At 58.9% G+C, this 23575-nt stretch carries 21 protein-coding genes and 4 tRNA genes; 15 read left to right on the top strand and 10 right to left on the bottom strand.

Annotated features, from left to right (window positions below; all coding sequences use genetic code 11):
- Window positions 1–103 precede the first annotated feature (103 nt).
- From acs to KBP52_RS22995, 5 genes are all read left to right on the top strand, one after another.
- Window positions 104–2041, top strand: a complete 1938-nt coding sequence (gene acs, locus KBP52_RS23015; RefSeq protein ID WP_212621031.1) for an acetate--CoA ligase — start codon at window positions 104–106, stop codon at window positions 2039–2041.
- 51 nt (window positions 2042–2092) lie between these two features.
- Window positions 2093–2965 (top strand): oxygenase MpaB family protein, encoded by an 873-nt coding sequence (locus KBP52_RS23010; protein WP_150751690.1) that lies wholly within the window; start codon window positions 2093–2095, stop codon window positions 2963–2965.
- A 137-nt stretch (window positions 2966–3102) separates the two neighbouring features.
- Complete coding sequence (locus tag KBP52_RS23005) at window positions 3103–4119, top strand: class I SAM-dependent methyltransferase (RefSeq protein WP_212621030.1); 1017 nt, start codon at window positions 3103–3105, stop codon at window positions 4117–4119.
- 220 nt (window positions 4120–4339) lie between these two features.
- Entirely contained in the window at window positions 4340–7291 is a 2952-nt protein-coding gene (locus KBP52_RS23000; protein ID WP_212621029.1) for a DUF748 domain-containing protein, read from the top strand.
- On the top strand, window positions 7291–7587 hold the full coding sequence (locus KBP52_RS22995; protein ID WP_212621028.1) for a DUF2845 domain-containing protein: 297 nt from the start codon (window positions 7291–7293) through the stop codon (window positions 7585–7587). Before KBP52_RS23000 ends, KBP52_RS22995 begins: the two co-directional genes overlap by 1 nt.
- 271 nt (window positions 7588–7858) lie before the next feature.
- Here the strand turns inward: KBP52_RS22995 and KBP52_RS22990 are convergent, their stop codons facing one another.
- Both KBP52_RS22990 and KBP52_RS22985 read right to left on the bottom strand, forming a co-directional pair.
- Window positions 7859–8215 (bottom strand): BON domain-containing protein, encoded by a 357-nt coding sequence (locus KBP52_RS22990; protein ID WP_077574577.1) that lies wholly within the window; start codon window positions 8213–8215, stop codon window positions 7859–7861.
- A 296-nt stretch (window positions 8216–8511) separates the two neighbouring features.
- The gene (locus KBP52_RS22985) at window positions 8512–8949 is read right to left on the bottom strand and encodes a pilin (protein WP_212621027.1); all 438 of its coding nucleotides are present in this window, start codon (window positions 8947–8949) and stop codon (window positions 8512–8514) included.
- A 225-nt stretch (window positions 8950–9174) separates the two neighbouring features.
- Between KBP52_RS22985 and pilB the strand changes: the two genes are divergently transcribed.
- From pilB to yacG, 5 genes are read left to right on the top strand one after another with little or no spacing between them, the layout of a single operon-like run.
- The gene (gene pilB / locus KBP52_RS22980; RefSeq protein WP_212621026.1) at window positions 9175–10875 is read left to right on the top strand and encodes a type IV-A pilus assembly ATPase PilB; all 1701 of its coding nucleotides are present in this window, start codon (window positions 9175–9177) and stop codon (window positions 10873–10875) included.
- A 2-nt stretch (window positions 10876–10877) separates the two neighbouring features.
- On the top strand, window positions 10878–12095 hold the full coding sequence (locus KBP52_RS22975; protein WP_212621025.1) for a type II secretion system F family protein: 1218 nt from the start codon (window positions 10878–10880) through the stop codon (window positions 12093–12095).
- Window position 12096: 1 nt separating this feature from the next.
- Complete coding sequence (locus tag KBP52_RS22970; protein ID WP_212621024.1) at window positions 12097–12969, top strand: A24 family peptidase; 873 nt, start codon at window positions 12097–12099, stop codon at window positions 12967–12969.
- Entirely contained in the window at window positions 12966–13589 is a 624-nt protein-coding gene (gene coaE, locus KBP52_RS22965) for a dephospho-CoA kinase (protein ID WP_212621023.1), read from the top strand. The genes KBP52_RS22970 and coaE overlap by 4 nt, the downstream gene beginning before the upstream one ends.
- On the top strand, window positions 13586–13786 hold the full coding sequence (yacG, locus tag KBP52_RS22960; RefSeq protein WP_116029790.1) for a DNA gyrase inhibitor YacG: 201 nt from the start codon (window positions 13586–13588) through the stop codon (window positions 13784–13786). The genes coaE and yacG overlap by 4 nt, the downstream gene beginning before the upstream one ends.
- Before the next feature lie 6 nt (window positions 13787–13792).
- Here the strand turns inward: yacG and KBP52_RS22955 are convergent, their stop codons facing one another.
- Together KBP52_RS22955 and KBP52_RS22950 are read right to left on the bottom strand one after the other, a co-directional pair.
- Window positions 13793–14008, bottom strand: coding sequence for a hypothetical protein (locus tag KBP52_RS22955; RefSeq protein ID WP_007909901.1), 216 nt, complete (start codon window positions 14006–14008; stop codon window positions 13793–13795).
- Window positions 14009–14073: 65 nt separating this feature from the next.
- The gene (locus tag KBP52_RS22950) at window positions 14074–14763 is read right to left on the bottom strand and encodes an energy-coupling factor ABC transporter permease (protein ID WP_212621022.1); all 690 of its coding nucleotides are present in this window, start codon (window positions 14761–14763) and stop codon (window positions 14074–14076) included.
- Window positions 14764–14938: 175 nt separating this feature from the next.
- Here KBP52_RS22950 and KBP52_RS22945 point away from each other — a divergent pair, with 175 nt between their 5' ends.
- The 5 genes from KBP52_RS22945 (at window position 14939) to KBP52_RS22925 (ending at window position 18372) form a co-directional block, all read left to right on the top strand.
- A complete protein-coding gene (locus KBP52_RS22945) occupies window positions 14939–15565 on the top strand; it encodes a DUF1780 domain-containing protein (protein ID WP_007909887.1) in 627 nt (208 codons plus the stop codon).
- Entirely contained in the window at window positions 15562–16089 is a 528-nt protein-coding gene (locus KBP52_RS22940; RefSeq protein WP_137216710.1) for an MOSC domain-containing protein, read from the top strand. Before KBP52_RS22945 ends, KBP52_RS22940 begins: the two co-directional genes overlap by 4 nt.
- 51 nt (window positions 16090–16140) lie before the next feature.
- Window positions 16141–16314 (top strand): DUF3094 domain-containing protein, encoded by a 174-nt coding sequence (locus KBP52_RS22935; RefSeq protein ID WP_007909875.1) that lies wholly within the window; start codon window positions 16141–16143, stop codon window positions 16312–16314.
- 63 nt (window positions 16315–16377) lie between these two features.
- On the top strand, window positions 16378–17676 hold the full coding sequence (locus KBP52_RS22930) for an NAD(P)/FAD-dependent oxidoreductase (protein WP_016986237.1): 1299 nt from the start codon (window positions 16378–16380) through the stop codon (window positions 17674–17676).
- A 288-nt stretch (window positions 17677–17964) separates the two neighbouring features.
- Window positions 17965–18372, top strand: coding sequence for an EF-hand domain-containing protein (locus tag KBP52_RS22925; RefSeq protein ID WP_123593220.1), 408 nt, complete (start codon window positions 17965–17967; stop codon window positions 18370–18372).
- 59 nt (window positions 18373–18431) lie between these two features.
- Here the strand turns inward: KBP52_RS22925 and KBP52_RS22920 are convergent, their stop codons facing one another.
- From KBP52_RS22920 to clpB, 6 genes are all read right to left on the bottom strand, one after another.
- Window positions 18432–20057, bottom strand: coding sequence for a methyl-accepting chemotaxis protein (locus KBP52_RS22920; RefSeq protein WP_212621021.1), 1626 nt, complete (start codon window positions 20055–20057; stop codon window positions 18432–18434).
- Between the two features lie 164 nt (window positions 20058–20221).
- Window positions 20222–20298: transfer RNA gene (locus KBP52_RS22915), tRNA-Pro, on the bottom strand.
- A gap of 97 nt (window positions 20299–20395) precedes the next feature.
- A tRNA-Lys gene (locus KBP52_RS22910) sits at window positions 20396–20471 on the bottom strand.
- Between the two features lie 5 nt (window positions 20472–20476).
- Window positions 20477–20553: transfer RNA gene (locus tag KBP52_RS22905), tRNA-Pro, on the bottom strand.
- 9 nt (window positions 20554–20562) lie between these two features.
- Window positions 20563–20638 (bottom strand) — tRNA-Asn (locus KBP52_RS22900).
- Window positions 20639–20935: 297 nt separating this feature from the next.
- The gene (gene clpB / locus KBP52_RS22895) at window positions 20936–23500 is read right to left on the bottom strand and encodes an ATP-dependent chaperone ClpB (protein ID WP_110720257.1); all 2565 of its coding nucleotides are present in this window, start codon (window positions 23498–23500) and stop codon (window positions 20936–20938) included.
- Window positions 23501–23575: the final 75 nt, after the last annotated feature.

Below are 23575 nucleotides of genomic sequence, written 5' to 3'. Positions count from 1 at the left end.
GGGTGAGGGGCTCTTCGCGGTGGAGAGCCGTCTGCCGGCCTTGATCCCTTGCCCCCATCGGCGCATCTTTATTCCTGTCGCACCACAAGAATAAGGAACCGTCATGTTCGATATCAGCACGTTCCCCAAAGCCGATGCCGTCCGCCGGGCTGCGCAATTGAGTCAGGAAGACTATCGGCGCCTGTACCGCGAATCCATTGAACACCCCAGCACCTTCTGGGCCGAGCAGGCCTCGCAGTTCCTCGACTGGAGCACACCGTGGCAGACCGTTCAGCGCTATGACCTGAAAACCGGGGAAGCCGCCTGGTTTGCCGGGGGCAGACTGAACGTCAGTTACAACTGCATCGACCGCCATCTGGAAAAGCGCGGCGAGCAGACCGCCCTGCTCTGGGAAGGCGACGACCCGGCCGAATCGGCGCAAATCACTTATAAAAAACTTCACCACCATGTCTGCCGCCTGGCCAACGTGCTGAAAAGCCGTGGTGTGAAGAAAGGCGACCGGGTGTGCATCTACATGCCGATGATCCCCGAAGCCGCTTACGCCATGCTCGCCTGTGCACGAATCGGCGCGATCCATTCGGTGGTGTTTGGCGGCTTTTCTCCTGACTCTCTGCGTGACCGTATTCTCGATGCCGATTGCCGCACGGTGATCACTGCCGACGAAGGTGTACGCGGCGGCAAGTTCGTGCCGCTCAAGCAAAACGTCGACAAAGCCCTGCAAAGTTGCCCGGACGTCAGCACCGTCGTGGTGGTCGAGCGCAGCCAAGGCAAGGTCGATTGGGTCGAAGGCCGCGACCTCTGGTATCACCAGGCGGTACGCGATGTCAGCGACGATTGCCCACCGGAACCGATGGACGCCGAAGATCCGCTGTTCATCCTCTACACCTCCGGCAGCACCGGCAAACCCAAAGGCGTGCTGCACACCACCGGCGGTTACCTGCTGCAAGCGGCGATGACTTTCAAATATGTGCTCGACTACCGCGACGGCGAGGTGTTCTGGTGCACCGCCGATGTTGGTTGGGTCACCGGCCACAGCTACATCGTCTACGGTCCGCTGGCCAATGGTGCGACCACGCTGATGTTCGAAGGCGTGCCGAGCTACCCGAGCAGTTCGCGTTTCTGGCAGGTGATCGACAAGCACAAGGTCAATATTTTCTACACCGCGCCGACTGCTCTGCGCGCGTTGATGCGCGAAGGCGCCGAACCGTTGAAAGAAACCTCGCGCGCCAGCCTCAGATTACTCGGCAGCGTCGGTGAGCCGATCAACCCGGAAGCGTGGGAATGGTATTTCAACGTCGTAGGAGAACAGCGCTGCCCTATCGTCGACACTTGGTGGCAGACCGAAACCGGCGGCATCATGCTCAGCCCGCTGGTCAGCGCACAGCGGATCAAACCGGGCTGCGCCACGCAACCGATGTTCGGCGTGCAACCGGTGCTGCTCGATGAACACGGCAAGGAAATCAAAGGCGCCGGCAGCGGCGTGCTGGCGATCAAGTCGAGTTGGCCGGCGCAGATCCGCAGCGTCTATGGCGACCCGCAGCGAATGGTCGACACCTATTTCAAACCTTACCCCGGCTACTACTTCACCGGCGACGGCGCACGCCGCGATGAGGATGGCGATTACTGGATCACCGGGCGCATCGACGATGTGATCAACGTCTCCGGTCATCGCATCGGCACGGCTGAAGTGGAAAGCGCGCTGGTGCTGCACGACAGCATCGCCGAAGCCGCCGTGGTCGGTTACCCCCACGACGTCAAAGGTCAGGGCATCTACGCCTTCGTCACGCCGATGAACGGCACCGAACCGAATGACGAACTGAAGAAAGAACTGCTGGCGCACGTCAGCAAGGAAATCGGCAGCTTCGCCAAACCGGACCTGATCCAGTGGGCGCCGGCCTTGCCGAAAACCCGTTCAGGCAAGATCATGCGGCGCATCCTGCGCAAGATCGCCTGCAACGAACTCGACAGCCTCGGCGACACCTCGACCCTGGCCGACCCGAGCGTGGTGCAAGGCCTGATCGACAAGCGCCTCAATCAGTAACATCTCGGGCGCAGTCAACCGGCCGCGCCCGCCCTTTCGCACTGAGTGGTCATGGAATTCATCCGCAGTCGTATTGAAAACCAACTCATGAGCCTGACCGGGCTGTCCCTCGGCCAACTCGATCTGGAAAACCCCAAGGGCGATCCCGGCCTGTTCGGCCCGGATTCGGTCAGTTGGCAGGTGCACGGCGATTTCAGCAGCATGCTGATCGGCGGCATCAGTGCGCTGTTGCTGCAAGCCTTGCATCCGTTGGCGTTGGCCGGGGTCTGGGATCATTCGAATTTCCGTGAAGACATGCTCGGACGCTTGCGCCGTACCAGTCAGTTTGTTTCCGGCACCACCTTCGGTTCGCGGCGGGATGCAGACTGGCTGATCGAGAAAGTGCGCACCATTCATCTGCAAGTGGTCGGCACTGCGCCGGATGGCCGGCCTTATGCAGCGAGCGATCCGGATTTGCTGACCTGGGTGCACGTGGCCGAAGTCAGTAATTTTCTCGCGGCACATTTGCGTTATCGAAATCCGCAGTTGTCGGGGACGGATCAGGATCGTTATTACGCGGAAATCGCCGTGATTGCCGAACGCCTCGGTGCGCGGGATGTGCCGAAATCGCGGCAAGCCGTAGCCGATTATCTGCAACGCATGCGCCCGCAGTTGCTGTGCGATGAGCGCAGCCGTGAGGTGTTGCGTTTGTTGCTCGACGCACCGGCGCCGAGTGTTCTGGCGCGACCGTTTGGTGATCTGATGATGAAGGCTGGCATTGATCTACTGCCGGATTGGGCCAGCGATATGCTTGATGTCCGGCAGAGCTCGCTGCAACGGCAATTGATTCGCGCCAGCGTGAGGCGCAGTGCACCGATGCTGCGCTGGGCGATGCGCAATGGTTCGGTGCAACGCGCCAAACGCCGGATGGGTTTGCTGACCTAAAGCTTCGCGAGCAGGCTCGCTCCCACATTTGGAATGCATTCCCATGTGGGAGCGAGCCTGCTCGCGAAGGGTGCAACTCGATTGCCCGCCAAGCTGCTAAACTCCCGCGCCCCCATTCTCTCCAGCAAGGCGCCCGCATGTCTTCCTTGAATCAGGCGCTGCGCGCCGCCCTCGATCAACGCCAGGATCTGCTGGCCGAGCTGCACCGCCAGGGCACCGATTGCTATCGGCTGTTCCACGGCAGCCAGGAAGGCGCTGGCGGCCTGACCATCGATCGCTACGGCCCGCAACTGCTGGTGCAAAGCTTCCACCAGACGCTGGAGCGGGAAGACCTGCTGCAACTGCACGCCATGGTTAATCAGAGCCTGGGGCTGGAAACCTTGCTGGTCTACAACGACCGCTCCCGTGGCAATTCGCGTATTGATCGTGAAGACAGCGTCTACAAAGCCGAAGACGCCGCGCTGGCCGATCTGGTTGGCCACGAATGGGGTCTGAACTACCGTGTGCGCGGGCGTCATGCCGGGCAGGATCCGCTGCTGTTCCTCGACCTGCGCAACACCCGTGGCTGGGTCAAGGATCACGCCAAGGGCAAATCCGTGCTCAACCTGTTTGCCTACACCTGCGGCGTCGGCCTCAGTGCGGCCGCCGGTGGCGCGCGTGAGGTGTGCAACCTGGATTTCGCCGAAGGCAATCTGGCGGTTGGTCGCGAAAACGGTCTGCTCAACCCGCAGTTGCCGGAGATGGAATTCATCCAGTCGGACTACTTTCCGGCCATTCGCCAACTCGCCGGCCTGCCGATCAGCCAGCGTCGCGGGCAGAAACTGCCGAGCTACCAACGCCTCGATCAGCGCCAATACGATCTGGTCCTGCTCGACCCGCCCGCGTGGGCCAAGAGCGCATTCGGCACCGTCGATCTGCTGCGCGACTATCAGAGCCTGCTCAAACCGGCCCTGCTCACCACCGCCGACAACGGCGTGCTGATCTGCTGCAACAACCTGGCGAAAGTCAGCATGGACGACTGGCGCGAGCAGGTCCTGCGCTGCGCCGAAAAGGCCGGGCGGCCTGTGCGCGAGTGGAGCGTGATGACCCCAGGCGCCGACTTCCCGTCCATGGACCAGCAACCGCCGCTGAAAACCCTGATCCTGCAGCTCTGAATCGCTCGCACGGCTGACAACTGTCCAATGTGGGAGCGAGCCTGCTCGCGAAAGCGGTGTATCAGCCAACAGATAGAGTGACTGATAGAACGCCTTCGCGAGCAGGCTCGCTCCCACATGGAAAGCGTTCCTACAGAAGAATCTGAACAATCCTGCTCCATGCGAGGTACTTCGGAACCAGAATCGCGTGCCATACTCCAAGGCACTCCGATTCAGACAGATGAAGCCGCACATGCCCAAAGGATTGATTCGCGCAATTGGCGCCTTGTTGACTGCTCTGGCCCTCTACAGCCTGCTGGGGTTTCTGATTTTGCCGGGCATCGCCCTGCGTGTGGCCAATCAACAACTGGCCAATTACGCGACAGTGCCTGCGCATATCCAGCGTATCGAGCTCAACCCGTTCAGCCTTGAAGTCACCCTGTGGGGGCTGGTCATTGGCGAGCCGGGCAAGGAGCAGATCGGGTTCGATCGCCTGTACGCCGACCTGCAAATCGACAGCCTGTGGACCAAAGCCCTGCATCTGGCCAACATTGAACTGGACAAGCCGAAGAGCGAAATCCTCTTCGCCAAAGACGGCAAGCTCAACCTGCTGGGCCTGTTCAATGTGCCGGCCAGTGAGCCGACACCAGCCGATCCGAACGCCAAGCCCTTCCCGCTGCGCATCGACAACATCAAACTGGCCGGCGGCGTCGTGCACTTTGAAGACGTGCGCCCGAGCGAGCCCATCGAGTTTCTCTACGATGACCTCAGCTTCGAACTGAAAAACCTCAGCACCCTGCCCGAAGACAGCGCCGACATGACCCTGGTCGCCATCGGCCCCGCTGGCGGCCGGATCGACTGGAGCGGTAATTTCAGCCTGATCCCGTTCACCTCCGAAGGCACTCTGAAAGTCACCGACGGCAAGATGAAAGCCTTCTGGCCCTACGTGCGAGACTCGGTGCCGCTGGTGCTGGAAGACGGTGTGATCAGCCTCAGCAGCGAATACAAACTCAACCTGTCGAAAGAAACCGAGCTGCAGTTGAACAACGTGGCGGTGAGCATCGCGCCGTTCGCCATCAAGGCTCCGGACGGCCGGCCACTGGCGAAACTCGAACGTCTCGACGTCAGCGAAACCTCGGTCGATCTGGCCAAGCAACAAGTGGTGGTCGGCAAGATCCGCAGCAACAAACTGGAAACCTGGGCAGCCCTTGAAGCCGACGGGCAACTGGACTGGCAGAAACTGCTCGCCAGCCAACCGTCGAAACCCGCCGCCAAAGCCGCCGCAGAACCGGCAAACACGCCGGCCGCTGCCGACTCGCCAAAAGCTGAACCCACTGCGCCGAGCAAACCATGGCAGGTGCTGCTCAAAGACGTGCAATTGCGTAACTACACCGTGCATCTGGCCGACCGCTCGGCCCAACCGGCCGTTGCCCTGGATATCACCCCGCTGAACGTCGACCTGCAGGATTTCGACAGCCTCAACGGTTCGCCCTTCAAGCTCAAGCTCGACAGCGGCGTGGGCAAGCAAGGCAGGATCACGGCCGACGGCACCGTCAATCTCGCCCCGGTCAATGCCCAGCTCAACGTGAAAACCCAGGACATCGACCTGCGTGTCGCGCAGTCCTACATCAACCCGTTCATTCGCCTGGAACTGCGCAGCGGCATGCTCGGCAGTGATCTGAAGGTCAATCTCAAGAGCACCGCACCGCTGGCACTCAGCGTCACCGGGCGCGCGCAGATCGATCAACTGCACACCCTCGACACCCTGAAAACCCGCGACTTCCTCAAGTGGCAGCAAGTGGTGGTCGAGGGCCTGAATTATCAACATGGCGACAGTTTATCGATCGACAAGGTCAACCTGTTCCAGCCGTATGTGCGGTTCATGATCAACGACGATCGCACCACCAACATCGACGACCTGCTGATCCCGCAACCGGCCGACAGTGGCGCGAAAACCACGGCAGCCAAACCGGCCAGCAACGAAAAACCGTTGGGCATTCACATCGGTGGCATCGCCATCAATGATGGCTCGGCCAACTTCGCCGACTTTAGCCTGACGCCGAACTTCGCCACCGCGGTGCAGCAACTCAACGGCCAGATCGGCACCATCGACAGCCGTCAGGCGAAACCGGCCAGCGTCGATATCAAAGGCAAGGTCGATCGCTACGCACCGGTGACCATCAAGGGCGCGGTGAATCCGTTCGACCCGATGGCCAGCCTCGACATCGCCACCAGTTTCAAACGCGTCGAACTGACGACGCTGACGCCCTACTCCGGCAAATTTGCCGGTTACCGTATCCGCAAAGGCCGGCTCAACCTCGACCTGCATTACCTGATCACCAAGGGCCAGCTCAAGGCCGAAAACAAAGTGGTGGTCGAGCAATTGCAGCTCGGCGAGAAGGTCGACAGCCCGGATGCCGTGAGCCTGCCGCTGAAACTGGCGATTGCCCTGCTCAAGGACGTCGACGGCAAGATCTCCATCGAGTTGCCGGTGACCGGTGATTTGAACAACCCGCAATTCAGCGTAATGCCGATTGTCTGGCAGACCCTGCGCAACCTGATCGTCAAAGCCGCTGCCGCGCCATTCAAGATGATTGGCGGGCTGATCAGTGGTGGCGGTTCGGAAGACCTCGGCACCGTGTCGTTTGCACCGGGTTCCAGCGATTTGAGCAAGGATGCCGAAGCGGCGCTGGTCAAACTGTCTCAGGCACTGAAGGAGCGTCCGGCACTGCGTCTGGAGATCGAAGGCACGGCCGCCAAAAGCAGTGACGGCCCGTTGCTCGCCGAGCAGCGTCTGGAACGTGAATACCAGTACAACTACTACAAGATGCTCCAGCGTCGTGGCGATAAAGTCCCGGCTCAGGCGTCGCTGCTGCAAGTGCCAGAGGGCGAGAAAGGCCCGCTGCTCGAAGGTATCTACCGTACCCGTCTGAAAACCCAGCCACCGGCCGAATGGAAGGATCTGGGCAAGGAAGAACGCACAGCGAAGATGCGCGAAGGCGTGATCCAGTTCTGGAGTGGCAGCGATGTGTTGCTGCGTCAGTTGGGTCAGGATCGTGCCAGCAGCATCAAGGATTATCTGGTCGATAAAGGCCAACTGGCGGACGACCGCGTGTACTTCATCGACGCCAATCTCGGTGAAGCCGAGAGCGATGGCCGCGTGGTCACGCAAATGCACCTGGATGCCGAGTGATGAAACTGCAGTGGCTGGCCTTGCTTGCAATGACGTTCGCGGCCAATCACGCCTCGGCGTCCGATACGCTGCGCTGCGGCAGTCAGTTGATCAGTCTCGGAGACCGCTCAAGCGAAGTCCTGCAAAAGTGCGGTGAGCCGGTCAGCCGTGATGTGCTCGGTTACAAGCGCAGCGCCGATCGCCGCGAGGAGTTTCAGGTCGAGGAATGGACCTACGGCCCGAGCAACGGCATGTATCAATACTTGCGCTTCGAAGGCAATCGCCTGCGGCAGATCAACAGCAAGCGCGGTAACTAAACCAACACCGATTCCCCCTGTAGGAGTGAGCCTGCTCGCGATAGCGGTCTGTCAGCTAATCAAATTGCTGACTGACTCACCGCTATCGCGAGCAGGCTCACTCCTACATTTGTTTTGTGTTGCCCCTGAAATAGAACAGGCCCCGACACAAGTGGCGGGGCCTGTAATGGTCACATCCGTGTGACCGTTCGCATGAACTCTAAAGTTGCGGCAGACGTATTGCTCGGCCCGTCTGTCGCGTCTTCTCCCGGTCCAGGCGAGAAGTCATGCCTTACTCGGCTTTCAGGCCGTCAGCGGAGACCGCTTTAACGCCTTTGATTTTCTTGGTGATGTTCACTGCGGTGGTTTTCTGAGCCTCGGTCACTGCAACAGTGGAGGACAGGGAAACCACGCCTTTGTTGGTTTCTACTTTGATGTCGGTGCCCGGAATGCCTTTTTCGGTGACCAGATCGCTTTTGACTTTGGTGGTGATCCAAGTGTCGGAAGTAGCTTCTTTCGCCTTGGTGACTTCACCGGCAGCCAGAGTCATTGGAGCCTGGGTAGCCTGAGTGGATTGTGCGAATGCACCGGAAGCCATGGTCAGGGTCAGCGCGGTAGCAGCAGCGGCAGTGATAGCGAACTTCTTCATACGAGTAACTCCTGTTTTTCTGGAAAGTCTGCTGGTTGTCTTGTCAGCAGGGTTACCAAGGTAGTTGCGAACGCTGTGCCAACTTTTACAACTGGTTAATTTCATTAAAAAACAATGACTTATGAAAATCGCTGATTTTCGGATTCATGCAAAATGCATGACTTGAGCAATATTCACATGCAAGTTGCGGCTTTTTGGAAAGTTCATAAGCTGCTGAAATTATTGAGACTTTTATTTTCACCGCATGAAGAAAAATGCCCTGCGTGGCAGGGCATTCGGTCATCACACGCTAGCAATCACGTACCGCTGGCGGTACAGCCTTTTGGCGAATAATCCGGGTGAACAGTAGTGGCACAGGTCCACAAACCAGAGGTATTACCGGTAGCAGCACCCGCACGAGTGAGCGTGATGGTTTTGCCCAGTACGGGTCCCGGAGCATTGAGCAGTGTGCAGCTGATGCTGCCCGCCCCCGTCGCCGCTGTACCTGTAACCGCCACCGTACAGTTGGAGGTGGTGGTTGTACCGCCGTTCACAGCGGCTATATCCGGAGCGGTACCTTGGTTGATGGTGTCCTCGAACGGCACTTTCATCGCACTGATCTCCGCCAGCCCCGCCGTCACCTTCGACCGCGCCTGATACTTGGAATACTGTGGCAGGGCGATGGTCGCCAGAATCCCGATGATCGCCACCACGATCAGCAGCTCGATCAGAGTAAAACCTTGTTGTTTTTTCATAGACACGCTCCATGCATGAGTCGAAATCTCATGATCTGCAAGGGACGCAGCATAGGCCATGCCAACGCCTCCAAGCCCCGCCCGTTGGCCGCGAACCCTCTACAACGCTATTTCCTACAACGCGCAACCGCACTATCTGACACTTTTTGTCACCTGCACCCGCCGTGTTTGGCGCTGTCACTTGACTAGGCTATAAGTCATGAACTGCAAGTGTGCGGAATCCCCATGAATGACATCGCTCTGAGCGGTCTGGCCAAGCAATTGGTGCAGGCCGAACTGCTGACAGAAAAGAGTGCCCAGCAAGCCTGGCAACAGGCCCAGCGTAATCGTTTGTCGCTGGTCAGCTATCTGGTGCAGAACAAACTGATAAAAAGCTGGCAGGTGGCCGAGGTCGCCAGCGAGCATTTCGGCATGGCGTTCCTCGATCTCAATTGCCTCGACAAGGAAACCCAGCCCAAAGGCCTGGTCAGCGAAAAACTCGTACGCCAGCATCACGCCCTACCCTTGTGGCGGCGGGGCAACAAGCTGTTCGTGGGGATTTCCGATCCGAGCAATCATCAAGCGATCAACGACATTCAGTTCAGCACCGGACTGAGCACCGAAGCCATTCTGGTCGAGGACGACAAGCTCAGCGATGCCATCGAAAAATTCTTCGACACCCACACCAGTGGCCTGGAGGACATGGCCGATGTCGATCTCGACGGGGTCGATGTCGAGTCCATCGACGACAACAAGCAAGACGCTATCGGCGGACTCGATGCCGACGATGCGCCGGTGGTGCGTTTCGTTCACAAGATGCTGCTCGACGCGATCAAAAGCGGCTCATCCGACTTGCACTTCGAACCTTACGAGAAGAACTACCGGGTACGGGTGCGCACCGACGGCATCCTGCGCGAGGTGGCCAAGCCACCGATTCAACTGGCCGGGCGCATCGCCGCACGCCTGAAAGTCATGGCCAGCCTGGATATTTCGGAACGGCGCAAACCGCAGGACGGGCGGATCAAGATGCGTCTGTCGAAGAGCAAATCGATCGATTTCCGGGTCAACACCCTGCCGACGTTGTGGGGCGAAAAAGTGGTGATCCGGATCCTCGACCCGTCCAGCGCGCAGATCGGTATCGACGCCCTCGGCTATGAGCCCGAGCAAAAGGATCTGTACATGGCCGCACTCAAGCAGCCACAGGGCATGATTCTGGTCACCGGCCCCACCGGTTCGGGTAAAACCGTGTCGCTCTACACCGGTCTGAATATCCTCAACACCGTCGACATCAATATCTCCACCGCCGAAGACCCGGTGGAAATCAACATGGAAGGCATCAATCAGGTCAACGTCAATCCCAAACAAGGGCTCGACTTTGCCCAGGCACTGCGCTCGTTTCTACGCCAGGACCCGGACGTGATCATGGTCGGCGAGATCCGCGACCTGGAAACCGCCGAGATCGCGATCAAGGCTGCGCAGACCGGTCACCTGGTGCTCTCGACCCTGCACACCAACAGTGCCGCGGAAACCCTGACGCGCCTGCACAACATGGGCATTCCCGGCTTCAACATCGCCACCTCGGTCAGCCTGATCATCGCCCAGCGCCTGGCACGCAAGCTCTGCAGCCACTGCAAGAAAGCCATCGAAATACCGCGCGAAACCTTGATCAAAGAAGGCTTCCCCGAGGAACGCATCGGCCATTTCACGATCTACGAGCCGGTCGGTTGCGATCACTGCAACGGCGGCTACAAAGGACGCGTGGGGATTTATGAAGTGGTGAAAAACACACCAGAGCTGCAACGCTTGATCATGGCCGAAGGCAACTCGCTGGAAATCGACATTCAAATGCGCCGCGACGGCTTCGACGACCTGCGCACCTCCGGGCTGCACAAGGCCATGCAAGGCATCACCAGCCTTGAAGAAATCAACCGGGTCACCAAGGACTGAACATGGCGGTCAAGGCAGCGAAAATCAGTATTTATGCCTGGGAAGGCACGGACAGGAAAGGCAGTAAAGTCACCGGTGAACTAAGTGGACAGAACCCGGCACTGATCAAGGCACAACTGCGTAAACAGGGGATCAATCCCGGCAAGGTACGCAAGAAGTCCGCCTCGTTGCTGAGCTTTGGCAAACGCATCAAGGCTCAGGACATCGCTCTGTTCACCCGGCAGATGGCGACCATGATGAAGGCCGGCGTGCCGCTGCTGCAGTCGTTCGACATCATTGGCGAAGGCTTTGAAAACCCGGCCATGCGCAAACTGGTCGACGAGGTCAAACAGGAGGTCGCGGCCGGTAACAGCTTCGCCACCGCCCTGCGCAAGAAGCCGCAGTATTTCGACGAGCTGTATTGCAATCTGGTCGACGCGGGCGAACAGTCCGGCGCGCTCGACACGCTGCTGGAACGGGTCGCAACCTATAAGGAGAAAAGCGAACGGCTCAAGGCCAAGATCAAGAAAGCCATGACTTACCCCACCGCCGTGGTGCTGGTGGCGGCAGTCGTGACCGGGATCCTGCTGGTCAAAGTGGTGCCGCAGTTTCAGTCGGTTTTTTCCGGTTTCGGTGCTGAGCTGCCGGCCTTCACCCTGATGATCATCAGCCTCTCGGAATTCATGCAGCAATGGTGGTGGGCGATTCTCGGCGCGCTGGTCGCGGCGATTTTCGGCACCCGTCACGCACTGAAAACCTCCCAGGCGCTACGTGATCGCAAAGACACCTGGCTGTTGAAACTGCCCTTGGTCGGCACGCTGATGTACAAGTCAGCGGTAGCCCGCTTCGCTCGAACCCTGTCGACCACGTTTGCTGCCGGTGTGCCATTGGTGGAAGCGCTCGACTCGGTGGCCGGCGCTACCGGCAACGTGGTGTTCAAGCGTGCCGTGCTGCGCATTCGCCAGGACGTCTCCACCGGCATGCAGCTGAATTTTTCGATGCGCAGCACCGGGGTCTTTCCCAACATGGCCGTGCAGATGACCGCGATCGGCGAAGAGTCCGGCGCGCTGGACGAGATGCTCGACAAGGTCGCGGGGTTTTACGAAGAGGAAGTGGATAACATGGTCGACAACCTCACCAGCCTCATGGAGCCGTTCATCATGGTCGTGCTGGGGGTGATCGTCGGCGGGCTGGTGGTGGCCATGTACCTGCCGATCTTCCAACTCGGCTCAGCGATCTGACATGCCTATCGACGAACTGTTTGCCCTGTATCCGCGGGCCTTTGTTTTCACTGCCCTGCTGCTGGGTCTGGTGGTCGGCAGCTTTCTCAACGTGCTGATCTGGCGTCTGCCGAAAATGCTCGAACGCGATTGGCGCCAGCAGGCCCATGATGTGCTCGGCTTGCCCGGCGAAACGCCACTGCCTACCTACAACCTGATGCTGCCGCACTCCGAATGCCCACATTGCGCCCATCGGATTCGCCCGTGGGAAAACATTCCCCTGTTGAGTTACCTGTGGCTGCGCGGGCGTTGTTCCGCGTGTGCTGCGCCCATCAGCAAACGATATCCGCTGACCGAACTGGCTTGCGGGCTGCTCTCTGCCTTCATCGCCTGGCATATCGGCTTCGGTTGGTCGGCATGCCTGCTGATTGTCCTGACGTGGGGTTTGCTGGCAATGAGTCTGATCGACACCGAACATCAACTGCTGCCCGATGTGCTGGTGCTGCCGTTGTTGTGGCTGGGGTTGATCGTCAACAGTTTCGGCCTGTTCGTGCCCTTGCACGATGCGCTGTGGGGCGCGGTAGCCGGTTACCTGGCGCTGTGGTCAGTGTTCTGGCTGTTCAAACTGCTGACCGGTAAGGACGGCATCGGCCACGGTGATTTCAAACTGTTGGCGCTGCTCGGCGCCTGGGGAGGCTGGCAGATTCTGCCGCTGACGATCCTGTTGTCATCGCTGGTCGGCGCCATTATCGGGGTGATTTTGCTGCGCCTGCGCGAGCAGAAAAGCTCGACGCCAATCCCCTTCGGCCCTTATCTGGCAATTGCCGGCTGGATTGCCTTGCTCTGGGGTGGTCAAATAACCGACTTCTATTGGCAGTTTGTCGGTTTGAAATGAATACCCCTGTGGAAAAACCCTGGATTCTCGGCCTAACCGGCGGCATCGGCAGCGGCAAAAGCGCGGCGGCCCAGCACTTCATTGATCTGGGTGTCCACGTGGTGGATGCCGATCATGCGGCGCGCTGGGTAGTTGAGCCGGGGCGCCCGGCGCTGGCGCAGATTGCCGAACATTTCGGCACTGGTGTTTTGCAGGTCGATGGCACACTAGACCGCGCGGCCCTGCGCAAGCTGATTTTCGAAGTGCCGGAGCAACGGCGCTGGCTCGAAGCCCTGCTGCATCCGTTGATCGCCGAGGAAATCGCCCATCATCTGGCGCTGGCAAAATCGCCTTACGCGATTCTGGTTTCGCCGCTGTTGATCGAATCCGGGCAATACGCGATGACCCAGCGCATCCTGGTGATCGACGCCCCGCAACAACTGCAGATCGAACGCACCTTGCAGCGTGACCAGACCAGCGAAGCGCAGGTTCAGGCGATCCTCAAGGCTCAGTCGAGCCGCGAAGATCGCGTGAGCCGTGCCGACGACGTGGTGGTCAATGACCGCGACCTCGCCTGGCTGCACAGTGAGGTCGAGCGTCTGCATCACTTTTACCTGACTTTATCCGGAGGCCAAGCATGAGCCAGATCCCTACCGTTGAATGCCCGACCTGCGGCGCCCCCGTGGAATTTACCCCCGAGAACAAATTCCGTCCGTTCTGTTCCGATCGCTGCAAACTGATCGACCTCGGCGCCTGGGCATCGGAAGAACACAAGATTCCGCTCGCACCGGACGCGGAAGATGAACTGTTTTCCGGCGATTTCGATCCGCGCCACTGATCCCGATCAGGGCCGCATAAAGCCGTAGTCCTGATCGTCGTCGAGGTTTTCCGCGAGAAAACGCAATTCGTCGGCCAGGTCTTCGGCATTGCGCACAGCCTTGCTCTGCTGCACCACCGCACTGAGCAAGGCGCGCAAACTCAACCCCGGGTCAAAGCCCACCTCCTGCGCCATGTCCAGACTCTGCCGGGTCTCCTGCCTTGCCCACTCGTAAACGCTCATGCCGCTGCTCCTGAAGGGATTTGCGCGAGCATGAAATTTCCCGCGCGTGGCGGATTTGATATGGATCAAGACTTGGGGTCGTCGTCCTTCCACGGCGCCGAAAGGTAGCGCGTGCGATTGAACGTCTCCAGCCATTCCGGGCTGAATACCACCAGCGCACTGATGATCATGCCGTTGATGAACGCCTCGGGAAACAGCAGCAGCCACAGATAACCGATGAAATCCTCCAGCCACTCCGGCATGGCGAAGAGACCGTCGTACCACAGCAGGGTGAGGCTCAGGATCAGGCACAACAACGCTGAAAGCGCGGCGGCAAAAAAACCCGAGCAGAAGATATAAACAAACGGATTACGTGGCTGTGCGCGCTCGACGAGGATCGCCACGCATTCGGTGATCAACACCGGTAACAGAATCAGCAGCGAACCATTAACCCCGACAGCGAGTAGATCCTGTCGGCCCAGTAGTACCAAACCGATCTGTGCGACCAGCCCACCGACAATCGCCAGCGGCCAGTCCAGCAGCAATGTCACCGCGGTCATGCCGATGAAGTGATAAGACACGCCCGTGTCGAAATCCCTGCGCACCAGCCACAACAGAAACAAGGCGAACACGGTGCCAAACAACAGATGCTGACGGCGGCTGTCACTGAACAACTCGACCCACGGCGCACGCACAATCGCCCAGAGCAGCACTGGCACATAAATCAGCCAGCCGAGCGTCAGGCTCGCGGTGGAAAGCAGTTCAGCTCCAATCATTCCCTCACCCTCCATCGACATTCACCTGAGCTGCCGAAGGCTGCGATCTTTTGATTTTTTATTTAACAGCAAGATCAAAAGATCGCAGCCTTCGGCAGCTCCTACAAGGGCAAGGTGAACGGACGGTTCAAGCAAAGCTTTCTGCTTGTCGCATTTGAACGCTAAGCTTGGGCCTATGGATGACTCAGATTATTTACGCCTGCTGACCATCGCGGCCGAGCAGGCCAACGCCTTTCTGTCCAATGCCCGCAAATGGGAGCGTGAGCGTTGGGTTTGCCAGCGCCTGCTGCAAGGCCTGAACATTCCCTACCGCGCCGACGAATTCGCACCAGCCGGCGAGCCGCCGGACGTGCTGTTTCGCGATGCCAATTTCGAGGTGTTCTTCGTTCTCGACGAGGGGCGTCGGCTCAACGACGAATGGCGCGATGAATTGCAGCGCCGACGCAGCGCCTTTTCCCTCAGCCAACTGGTGCGCCGCGAAGCCAAGCCGAAACGCATTCCTGCCAATGAATTCCTGCTGCGACTGGCGCCGACCTTGCGCAAGAAGGCGCACAACTACAAAGAACGTGGCATGGATCTGGGCGAACTGGACATCATTGCTTTCGCCAGTCTTAAACGCGAGGTGCTGGATCTGAACAGCCATTTTCCGCCGCCAACCGAATATCTACGTCAAGGCTGGCGCTCGCTGTCACTCGTCGGCCCGACGTTTGCCCGTGTGCTGTTCGCCCACCCGGACGCGCCGGACTTTCTGCGTAGCAACCTCGGTCGCAGCATTGTTTTTGATGTGGGAATCAGCCTGTGACACCACTTCAGCAATTGATCGCCGATGTGCCGCAGACTGGGCGTGTGCGCTGGATCGGCGTGCGCCCCGAGTCGCGCGGGCCGATGATCGAACTCGATGCCGTGGAGGCGCGCCTGGAAGCAGGACTGACCGGCGATCACGCCCGCCCCGGTGTGCGTAACGCGCGGCAGGTGACGCTGATTCAGTGGGAACATCTGCCGGTGATCAACGCCTTGATGGGGCGCCCCGATGATCAACCTGTCAGGCCTGAAGATCTGCGCCGTAATCTCGTTATCAGCGGTATCAATTTGTTTAGCCTCAAGGGTCGGCGCTTTCGCATCGGTCAGGCAATATTCGAAACCACGGGCTGGTGTCAGCCCTGCGCACGGCTGCAGAACAACCTCGGCCCCGGCACCTTTCAAGCGGTGCGCGGGCATGGCGGAATTACCGCGCGGGTGTTACAAAGCGGGATCATTCGCCTCGAAGACCGGGTCAGCGTCGAGCCGGTTCCGGACAGCGGCTATGCTGCGTTCAACCCCGGATAAAAACCGCTGTAGCTTCTGCCCATTCAGCAACGTCTACCTGACGAGGCAAATATGACCAGCCGCCTGAACCCTGAAGACCAGAAACATGTCGAAGAGTACCTGCAACTGTCCCAACACCGAGTCGAGCGCCGGCCTTTCCGGCCGTGGATGCTCCTCGTGCTGGTGCTGGCAGTGACCATTGGTCTGGGCTTGTTGAGCCGATTTATCAGTTACCTGACGCTATGAGCTGCCTGGCGCTCGCTTGGGTAACCGCACCGATTTCCTTTAAAAACCTTGCGAGTTATCCCCATGTCCCATCGTATTGTTATTGTCGGCGGCGGCGCCGGCGGTCTGGAGTTGGCTACCCGTCTGGGTAAGACTCTGGGCAAGCGCGGCACGGCCAGTGTGATGCTGGTCGACGCCAACCTGACGCACATCTGGAAACCGCTGTTGCACGAAGTGGCTGCCGGATCGCTGAACTCCTCCGAAGACGAACTCAACTATGTTGCCCAGGCAAAATGGAACCACTTCGAGTTCCAGCTGGGGCGCATGAGCGGGCTTGATCGTGCGCAGAAGAAAATTCAACTGGCGGCGACCTACGACGAAAACGGCGTAGAGCTCGTCCCGGCGCGTGAAGTGCAGTACGACTCGCTGGTGATCAGTGTCGGCAGCACTACCAACGATTTCGGTACTCAGGGCGCGGCGCAACACTGCCTGTTCCTCGACACGCGCAAACAGGCCGAGCGCTTCCACCAGCAACTGCTCAACCACTATCTGCGTGCGCACGCCGGGCAAACCGATGTGGTCGAGCAGATCAGCGTGGCGATCGTCGGTGCCGGTGCGACGGGCGTTGAGCTGGCGGCCGAACTGCACAACGCTGCCCATGAACTGGCGGCCTACGGTCTGGACCGGATCAAACCGGAAAACATGCACATCACCCTGATCGAAGCCGGCCCACGGGTGTTGCCAGCCCTGCCGGAGCGCATCAGCGGGCCGGTGCACAAGACCCTGGAAAAGCTCGGGGTCAATGTGATGACCAATGCGTCAGTCAGCGAAGTGACCGCCGACAGCCTGATCACCGCCGATGGCAACGAGATCAAGGCCAGCCTGAAAGTCTGGGCTGCCGGTATTCGCGCGCCGGGTTTCCTCAAGGACATCGACGGCCTGGAAACCAACCGCATCAATCAGCTGCAAGTGTTGCCGACCCTGCAAACCACGCGCGATGAAAACATCTTCGCCTTCGGCGATTGCGCCGCGTGCCCGCAACCGGGCACCGATCGCAACGTGCCGCCACGGGCGCAAGCCGCGCACCAACAGGCCTCGCTGCTGGCCAAATCGCTGAAACTGCGCATCGAGGGCAAGACGCTGCCGGAGTACAAGTACACCGACTACGGCTCGCTGATCTCGCTTTCGCGTTTTTCGGCTGTGGGTAACTTGATGGGCAACCTGACGGGCAGCGTGATGCTCGAAGGCTGGCTGGCGCGGATGTTTTACGTGTCGCTGTACCGCATGCACCAGATGGCGCTGTACGGGCCGTTCCGCACGGCGATGTTGATGCTGGGCAGCAAGATTGGTCGAGGCACCGAGCCGCGTCTGAAATTGCATTAAAAAACCTGTGGGAGCGAGCCTGCTCGCGAATGCGTTCTGTCAATCAATGTTAATGCGACTGACCCGACGCTTTCGCGAGCTGGCTCGCTCCCACAATGTTTTGTGTTGATCGAAAGATCTGTTTCTTACTGTATCCCCGCCCCGCTTTTCCCTCCTTCGCTTACAAACTCCCCTGCTGCGCGACACAGTCGCGATACACCGCCACCGCTTAATGGCCACACCCGAGCAACACCTGCTCAGGCAATCGTCCTTAACGTGTGGTTGCACAGCGCAGCCAGGAGAATGTAAATGTCCCGTACTTCGACCCTCGGTAACAAATCCATTGGCCTGATCGGCGCCGCACTGGCTGGCGGCTTGATGTTGTCCGGTTCGGTGTTTGCCGCTCAACCATTGACGCAGGGCTACATGGTCGCTTCGGCAGAAACTTCGGTGAAAGCGCCGGAGGGCAAATGCGGTGAAGGTAAATGTGGCGATGCTTCGATGGCCAAGACTGACAGCGACGGTGACGGCAAGGTCTCGCGTGCCGAATTTCTGAAAGTCGCGCCGAAATCAGACTTCGACAAGATCGACACCAACCATGACGGCTTCATCGACGAGCAAGAGGCCTACAACAACGTGAAGGCCAACTTTGAAGCCAATGGCAAGAAGATGCCGAAAGGCCTGTTCGAGCACCTGAAAGATCAAGACGGCGCCTGACCGCCAGAAGAAAGCCGCGCTTCTCCTGTGAGACGCGCGGCTTTTTCATGTGTGGTTGTTTACAGCTGGAAACGCCGCACCATGCCCTGCAAGGCATTGGCCAGTTGCGACAACTCATGGCTGGAAGCACTGGTCTGGTCGGCACCGGCGGCGGAACGTACCGACAAATCACGAATGTTCACCAGATTGCGATCGACTTCGCGGGCGACTTGCGCCTGTTCTTCCGCAGCGCTGGCGATCACCAGATTGCGCTCATGGATCTCATGCACCGACGCGGTAATGGTTTGCAGTGCCTCACCGGCACGCTCAGCCAACGCCAGCGTGGTGGTCGCCCGCGCGGTGCTGGCCTGCATCGAATCCAGCGCGAGGCTCGAACCGCTGCGCATGCCCTGGACCATCTGCTCGATCTCCTGCGTCGATTGCTGCGTACGATAAGCCAAAGCCCTCACTTCATCGGCCACTACGGCAAACCCTCGCCCACTCTCGCCGGCTCGCGCGGCTTCAATCGCAGCGTTGAGCGCCAGCAGGTTGGTCTGCTCGGCAATCGCCCGAATCACGTCCAGCACTTTGCCAATGTCCTGCGACTGGTTGGCCAGTGATTGCACCAACTCACCGGTCTGTTGCACATCGCTGGCCAGGGCATTGATGGCGGTGGCGGTCTCACTGACGCGCACTTGCCCCAAGTGTGCCGACTCGCTGGACTGACGGGTCGCGTCAGACGTCGACACCGCATTGCGTGCGACCTCTTCCACTGCTGCCGTCATCTGGTTGACCGCAGTCGCAGCTTGTTCAATTTCGTTGTTCTGCTGCTGCAGCCCCTGTGTGCTGTCGAGTGTCACCGCATTGAGTTCATCGGCAGCGGTCGCCAGTTGTGTGGCCGAGCCGCTGATGCCTTGCAGCGTCTCGCGCAGGTTCTGCTGCATGGTCGCCAGAGCCTTGAGCAAGCGACTGACTTCATCGTTGCCGTGGGTTTCGATTGGCCGGGTCAGATCACCCTGCGCGACACTTTCTGCTGCACTCACGGCGCTGCTCAGCGGCCGAACAATACTGCGCGTGAGCATCATCGCCAGTGCCACGGTGGCCAGCGCGGCCAAGGCAATGAACAAGCTGACAATCGTCCGCGAGTTTTCGTAGTGCGCAGCGGACTTCTGGCTTTCGGCGGCGACCTGTTTGGCGAACAGGTCTGCCAGATCGTTGAGTTGTTTGCCGGAGCCATCGACGACGGTTTTCATGTCGACCAGCAACAATTTGGTCAGCTCATCACGCTTGCCTTGCTCAGCAAGGGCGAAGGATTGAGCGATGCCACTGCGATAGGCAGCGAAGGTTTTCTTGAACTGGTCGTATAGCTGCTGGCCCTCCGGGGTGTTGACCAGTTTGTCGTAAGCGGCGATTTTCTCGCTCAGCTCTTTGTCGCGAGTGTCCATCTGGCTGCGGTAGGTGGCGATATTGTTCGCGTCCTGATCCAGCGCCATGCGCAACGAGATGGTGCGGATACGCAGCATGATCTCGCGAATCTCGTCGCCGCCACGAATACTCGGCAGCCACTGGTTTTCTACCGCGACCTCGCTGTCGCGAATACTCGACATCTGCCCGAGCGCAAACACGCCGAGCAAAGCCACCAACACCGCGATCAGGGCGAACCCCAGGGCCGCCCGGGGAGCAATATTCAACTGACGAAGCAACATGAGGAACGCCCTTATTCTTGTATTGGCCAGATTCAAGGGGCGAAGCCATGGCAGTCCCCTCGTGTTAGCGGGCTATCGGCAGGTTGTATGATGACTTGAAGGGGAAATGAGTTTTTGTCGGACAAAAAAAATCCCCGTATCTTTCGATACGAGGATTTTTAGTATGGTCGGGGTAAGGGGATTCGAACTCCTGACATCCTGCTCCCAAAGCAGGCGCGCTACCGGACTGCGCTATACCCCGGTAAAAAAAAGGCGACCTTTCAAAGATCGCCTTCTTCGATCAGCGCTTTTGGCCTCTGATCTTAAGATTCGATCCCAGCGTTAACTGGTTTCAAAAATGGTGGGTCGTGTGGGATTCGAACCTACGACCAATTGGTTAAAAGCCAACTGCTCTACCAACTGAGCTAACGACCCAAAAATGGTCGGGGTAAGGGGATTCGAACTCCTGACATCCTGCTCCCAAAGCAGGCGCGCTACCGGACTGCGCTATACCCCGGCTTGAAATTGGCTCCGTGACCAGGACTCGAACCTGGGACCCAATGATTAACAGTCATTTGCTCTACCGACTGAGCTATCACGGAACTACATATTTCAATTTACAACGGTGAAACTTGTTGCATCCAGTCACTCGTTCGCATCGCTGCGTTCGTGTGTCTGAGGCGCGCTATTCTACAACCTAGAACACCTCTGTCAACCCCCTAAATTGCTTTCAAGTTAATGATTTGCAACTTATTTCAGATTTCAACTCAGTGAGCTGAGACCGTCTTGGCGACTGACTGCGGGGCGCACTTTACAAGCCTTTTCCTTTGAGTTCAACAGCCTAACGAAAAAAAAGGCCCTACGATGTAGGGCCTCCCAATTTTCATTGGCACTTGGACTCAGTTGAAAACGATTTCGTCGTTCTCGACCGCGCCGGTTGCCGTGTCGCCTGGCATGAAGTGACCCGAAAGGATCAACTGCGCCAACGGGTTTTCGATCCAGCGCTGAATCGCCCGTTTCAAAGGACGTGCGCCATACACCGGGTCGTAACCAACGGCGATCAACTTGTCCATCGCCTCCGGGCTGAGTTCCAGCTTCAGCTCGCGCTCGGCCAGACGAGTGCGCAGACGGCCCAACTGGATCTCGGTGATGCCCGCGATCTGATCCCGCGCCAAAGGCTCGAAGATCACCACTTCGTCCACCCGATTGATGAACTCCGGACGGAAGTGCGACGTCAGCGCATCCATCACCGCAGCACGCTGCGCTTCACGATCACCGACCAGCTCCTGAATCTGCACAGAGCCGAGGTTCGAGGTCATGACGATCACGGTATTGCGGAAGTCCACCGTGCGGCCATGGCTGTCGGTCAGGCGACCATCCTCGAGCACTTGCAGCAAGATGTTGAACACATCCGGGTGCGCCTTCTCGACTTCGTCCAGCAGGATCACCGAATAAGGCTTGCGACGCACAGCTTCGGTCAGGTAACCGCCCTCTTCGTAACCGACGTATCCCGGTGGCGCACCGATCAGACGCGCCACGGAATGTTTCTCCATGAACTCGGACATGTCGATCCGCACCATCGCCTCTTCAGTATCAAAGAGGAATTCGGCCAGCGCCTTGCACAGCTCGGTTTTACCGACACCGGTAGGGCCGAGGAACATGAACGAGCCGCTCGGACGATTCGGGTCGGACAACCCGGCACGCGAACGTCGTACCGCGTTGGCGACGGCGACCACGGCCTCTTCCTGACCAATCACCCGTTTGTGCAACAGGCTTTCCATCTTCATCAGCTTGTCGCGCTCGCCTTCGAGCATTTTCGACACCGGAATGCCGGTCCACTTCGACACGACTTCGGCGATCTCTTCTTCAGTCACCTTGCTACGCAGCAGCTGGTTTTCGCTCTTGCCGTGCTGATCGACCATTTGCAGGCTGCGTTCCAGATCCGGGATCACCCCGTACTGCAATTCAGCCATGCGATTGAGGTCGCCTTTACGGCGCGCGGCTTCGAGTTCCTGACGCGACTGCTCGATCTTCTGCTGAATCTGTGCAGAACCCTGCACCTCGGCTTTTTCCGAGTTCCAGATTTCCTCCAGATCCGAGTACTCACGTTCGAGACGGACGATTTCTTCCTGGAGTTTTTCCAGACGTTTCATCGCCGCTTCGTCGCTTTCTTTCTTCAGCGCCTGAGATTCCACCTTCAACTGAATCAGGCGACGTTCCAGACGATCAAGCACTTCCGGCTTGGAGTCGATCTCCATGCGGATGCGGCTGGCGGCCTCGTCGATCAGGTCGATGGCCTTGTCCGGCAACTGCCGGTCAGTGATGTAGCGATGGCTGAGCTTGGCCGCGGCGATGATCGCGCCGTCGGTAATCGCCACCTTGTGGTGAACCTCGTAACGCTCTTTAAGGCCGCGCAGGATGGCGATGGTGTCTTCTTCACTTGGCTCATCCACCAATACTTTCTGGAAGCGTCGCTCGAGCGCCGCGTCCTTCTCTATATATTGGCGGTACTCGTTGAGCGTGGTCGCGCCAACGCAGTGCAACTCACCGCGGGCCAACGCAGGCTTGAGCATGTTGCCGGCATCCATCGAGCCTTCGCCTTTACCGGCGCCGACCATGGTGTGCAGTTCGTCGATGAACAGAATGATCTGCCCTTCCTGTTTCGACAGCTCGTTGAGCAGCGACTTCAGGCGCTCTTCGAACTCACCGCGATACTTGGCACCGGCAATCAGCGCGCCCATGTCCAGCGAGAGCAGACGCTTGCCTTTGAGGCCGTCCGGCACTTCGCCGTTGATGATGCGCTGGGCCAGACCTTCGGCGATGGCGGTTTTACCCACGCCAGGTTCGCCGATCAGCACCGGGTTGTTCTTGGTGCGACGTTGCAGAACCTGAATGGTGCGACGAATTTCGTCATCACGACCGATCACCGGATCGAGCTTGCCGTCTTCGGCGCGCTTGGTCAGGTCGACGGTGTATTTGTCCAGAGCCTGACGCGACTCCTCGTGGTTGGCGTCGTTTACCGCTTCGCCGCCACGCAGATTGTTGATCGCGTTTTCCAGGGCTTTCTTGCTTACGCCTTGGCCGAGCAGCAATTTGCCGAGCTTGCTGTTCTCGTCCATTGCGGCGAGCAACACCAGTTCGCTGGAGATGAACTGGTCGCCCTTCTGCTGGGCCAGACGATCAGCCTGATTGAGCAGGCGCGCCAGATCCTGCGACATGTTGACGTCGCCGGTGGGGTTCTGGATTTTCGGTAATTGGTCGAGCTCTTTGGTCAGCTCTTTGCGCAAGCTGTTGACGTCGAAGCCCACCTGCATCAGCAGAGGTTTGATCGAACCACCCTGCTGTTCGAGCATGGCTTGCATCAAGTGCGCCGGCTCAATCGCCGGATGATCGTGGCCGACTGCCAACGACTGGGCGTCGGACAAGGCCAACTGTAATTTGCTGGTTAAACGGTCTATTCGCATAAGTCACCTTCCTTTTGAGCAGGCCGGACCTAAAAACCATCCTGAATAAAGAAACCTGCCAGATACCCCTATAGA

The sequence above is a fragment of the Pseudomonas sp. SCA2728.1_7 genome (assembly GCF_018138145.1).
In the GTDB taxonomy this organism is placed as follows: Bacteria; Pseudomonadota; Gammaproteobacteria; order Pseudomonadales; family Pseudomonadaceae; genus Aquipseudomonas; species Aquipseudomonas koreensis_A.
Note: the sequence above shows the minus strand (reverse complement) of the source record. Positions and strands in the feature narration are given on the sequence as shown.

Excerpts from the sequence above, each read along its gene's own strand:
- KBP52_RS22930 (WP_016986237.1), top strand. The coding sequence starts at position 16,378 with ATGTCCCATCGTATTGTTATTGTCGGCGGCGGCGCCGGCGGTCTGGAG.
- KBP52_RS22950 (WP_212621022.1), bottom strand. The coding sequence starts at position 14,763 with ATGATTGGAGCTGAACTGCTTTCCACCGCGAGCCTGACGCTCGGCTGG.
- KBP52_RS23000 (WP_212621029.1), top strand. The coding sequence starts at position 4,340 with ATGAAGCCGCACATGCCCAAAGGATTGATTCGCGCAATTGGCGCCTTG.
- KBP52_RS22995 (WP_212621028.1), top strand. The coding sequence starts at position 7,291 with ATGAAACTGCAGTGGCTGGCCTTGCTTGCAATGACGTTCGCGGCCAAT.
- KBP52_RS22945 (WP_007909887.1), top strand. The coding sequence starts at position 14,939 with ATGGATGACTCAGATTATTTACGCCTGCTGACCATCGCGGCCGAGCAG.
- KBP52_RS22955 (WP_007909901.1), bottom strand. The coding sequence starts at position 14,008 with ATGAGCGTTTACGAGTGGGCAAGGCAGGAGACCCGGCAGAGTCTGGAC.
- KBP52_RS22970 (WP_212621024.1), top strand. The coding sequence starts at position 12,097 with ATGCCTATCGACGAACTGTTTGCCCTGTATCCGCGGGCCTTTGTTTTC.
- KBP52_RS22975 (WP_212621025.1), top strand. The coding sequence starts at position 10,878 with ATGGCGGTCAAGGCAGCGAAAATCAGTATTTATGCCTGGGAAGGCACG.
- yacG (WP_116029790.1), top strand. The coding sequence starts at position 13,586 with ATGAGCCAGATCCCTACCGTTGAATGCCCGACCTGCGGCGCCCCCGTG.
- KBP52_RS22920 (WP_212621021.1), bottom strand. The coding sequence starts at position 20,057 with ATGTTGCTTCGTCAGTTGAATATTGCTCCCCGGGCGGCCCTGGGGTTC.
- KBP52_RS22990 (WP_077574577.1), bottom strand. The coding sequence starts at position 8,215 with ATGAAGAAGTTCGCTATCACTGCCGCTGCTGCTACCGCGCTGACCCTG.
- KBP52_RS23005 (WP_212621030.1), top strand. The coding sequence starts at position 3,103 with ATGTCTTCCTTGAATCAGGCGCTGCGCGCCGCCCTCGATCAACGCCAG.
- KBP52_RS22935 (WP_007909875.1), top strand. The coding sequence starts at position 16,141 with ATGACCAGCCGCCTGAACCCTGAAGACCAGAAACATGTCGAAGAGTAC.
- clpB (WP_110720257.1), bottom strand. The coding sequence starts at position 23,500 with ATGCGAATAGACCGTTTAACCAGCAAATTACAGTTGGCCTTGTCCGAC.
- KBP52_RS22985 (WP_212621027.1), bottom strand. The coding sequence starts at position 8,949 with ATGAAAAAACAACAAGGTTTTACTCTGATCGAGCTGCTGATCGTGGTG.
- KBP52_RS22925 (WP_123593220.1), top strand. The coding sequence starts at position 17,965 with ATGTCCCGTACTTCGACCCTCGGTAACAAATCCATTGGCCTGATCGGC.
- KBP52_RS23010 (WP_150751690.1), top strand. The coding sequence starts at position 2,093 with ATGGAATTCATCCGCAGTCGTATTGAAAACCAACTCATGAGCCTGACC.
- coaE (WP_212621023.1), top strand. The coding sequence starts at position 12,966 with ATGAATACCCCTGTGGAAAAACCCTGGATTCTCGGCCTAACCGGCGGC.
- acs (WP_212621031.1), top strand. The coding sequence starts at position 104 with ATGTTCGATATCAGCACGTTCCCCAAAGCCGATGCCGTCCGCCGGGCT.
- pilB (WP_212621026.1), top strand. The coding sequence starts at position 9,175 with ATGAATGACATCGCTCTGAGCGGTCTGGCCAAGCAATTGGTGCAGGCC.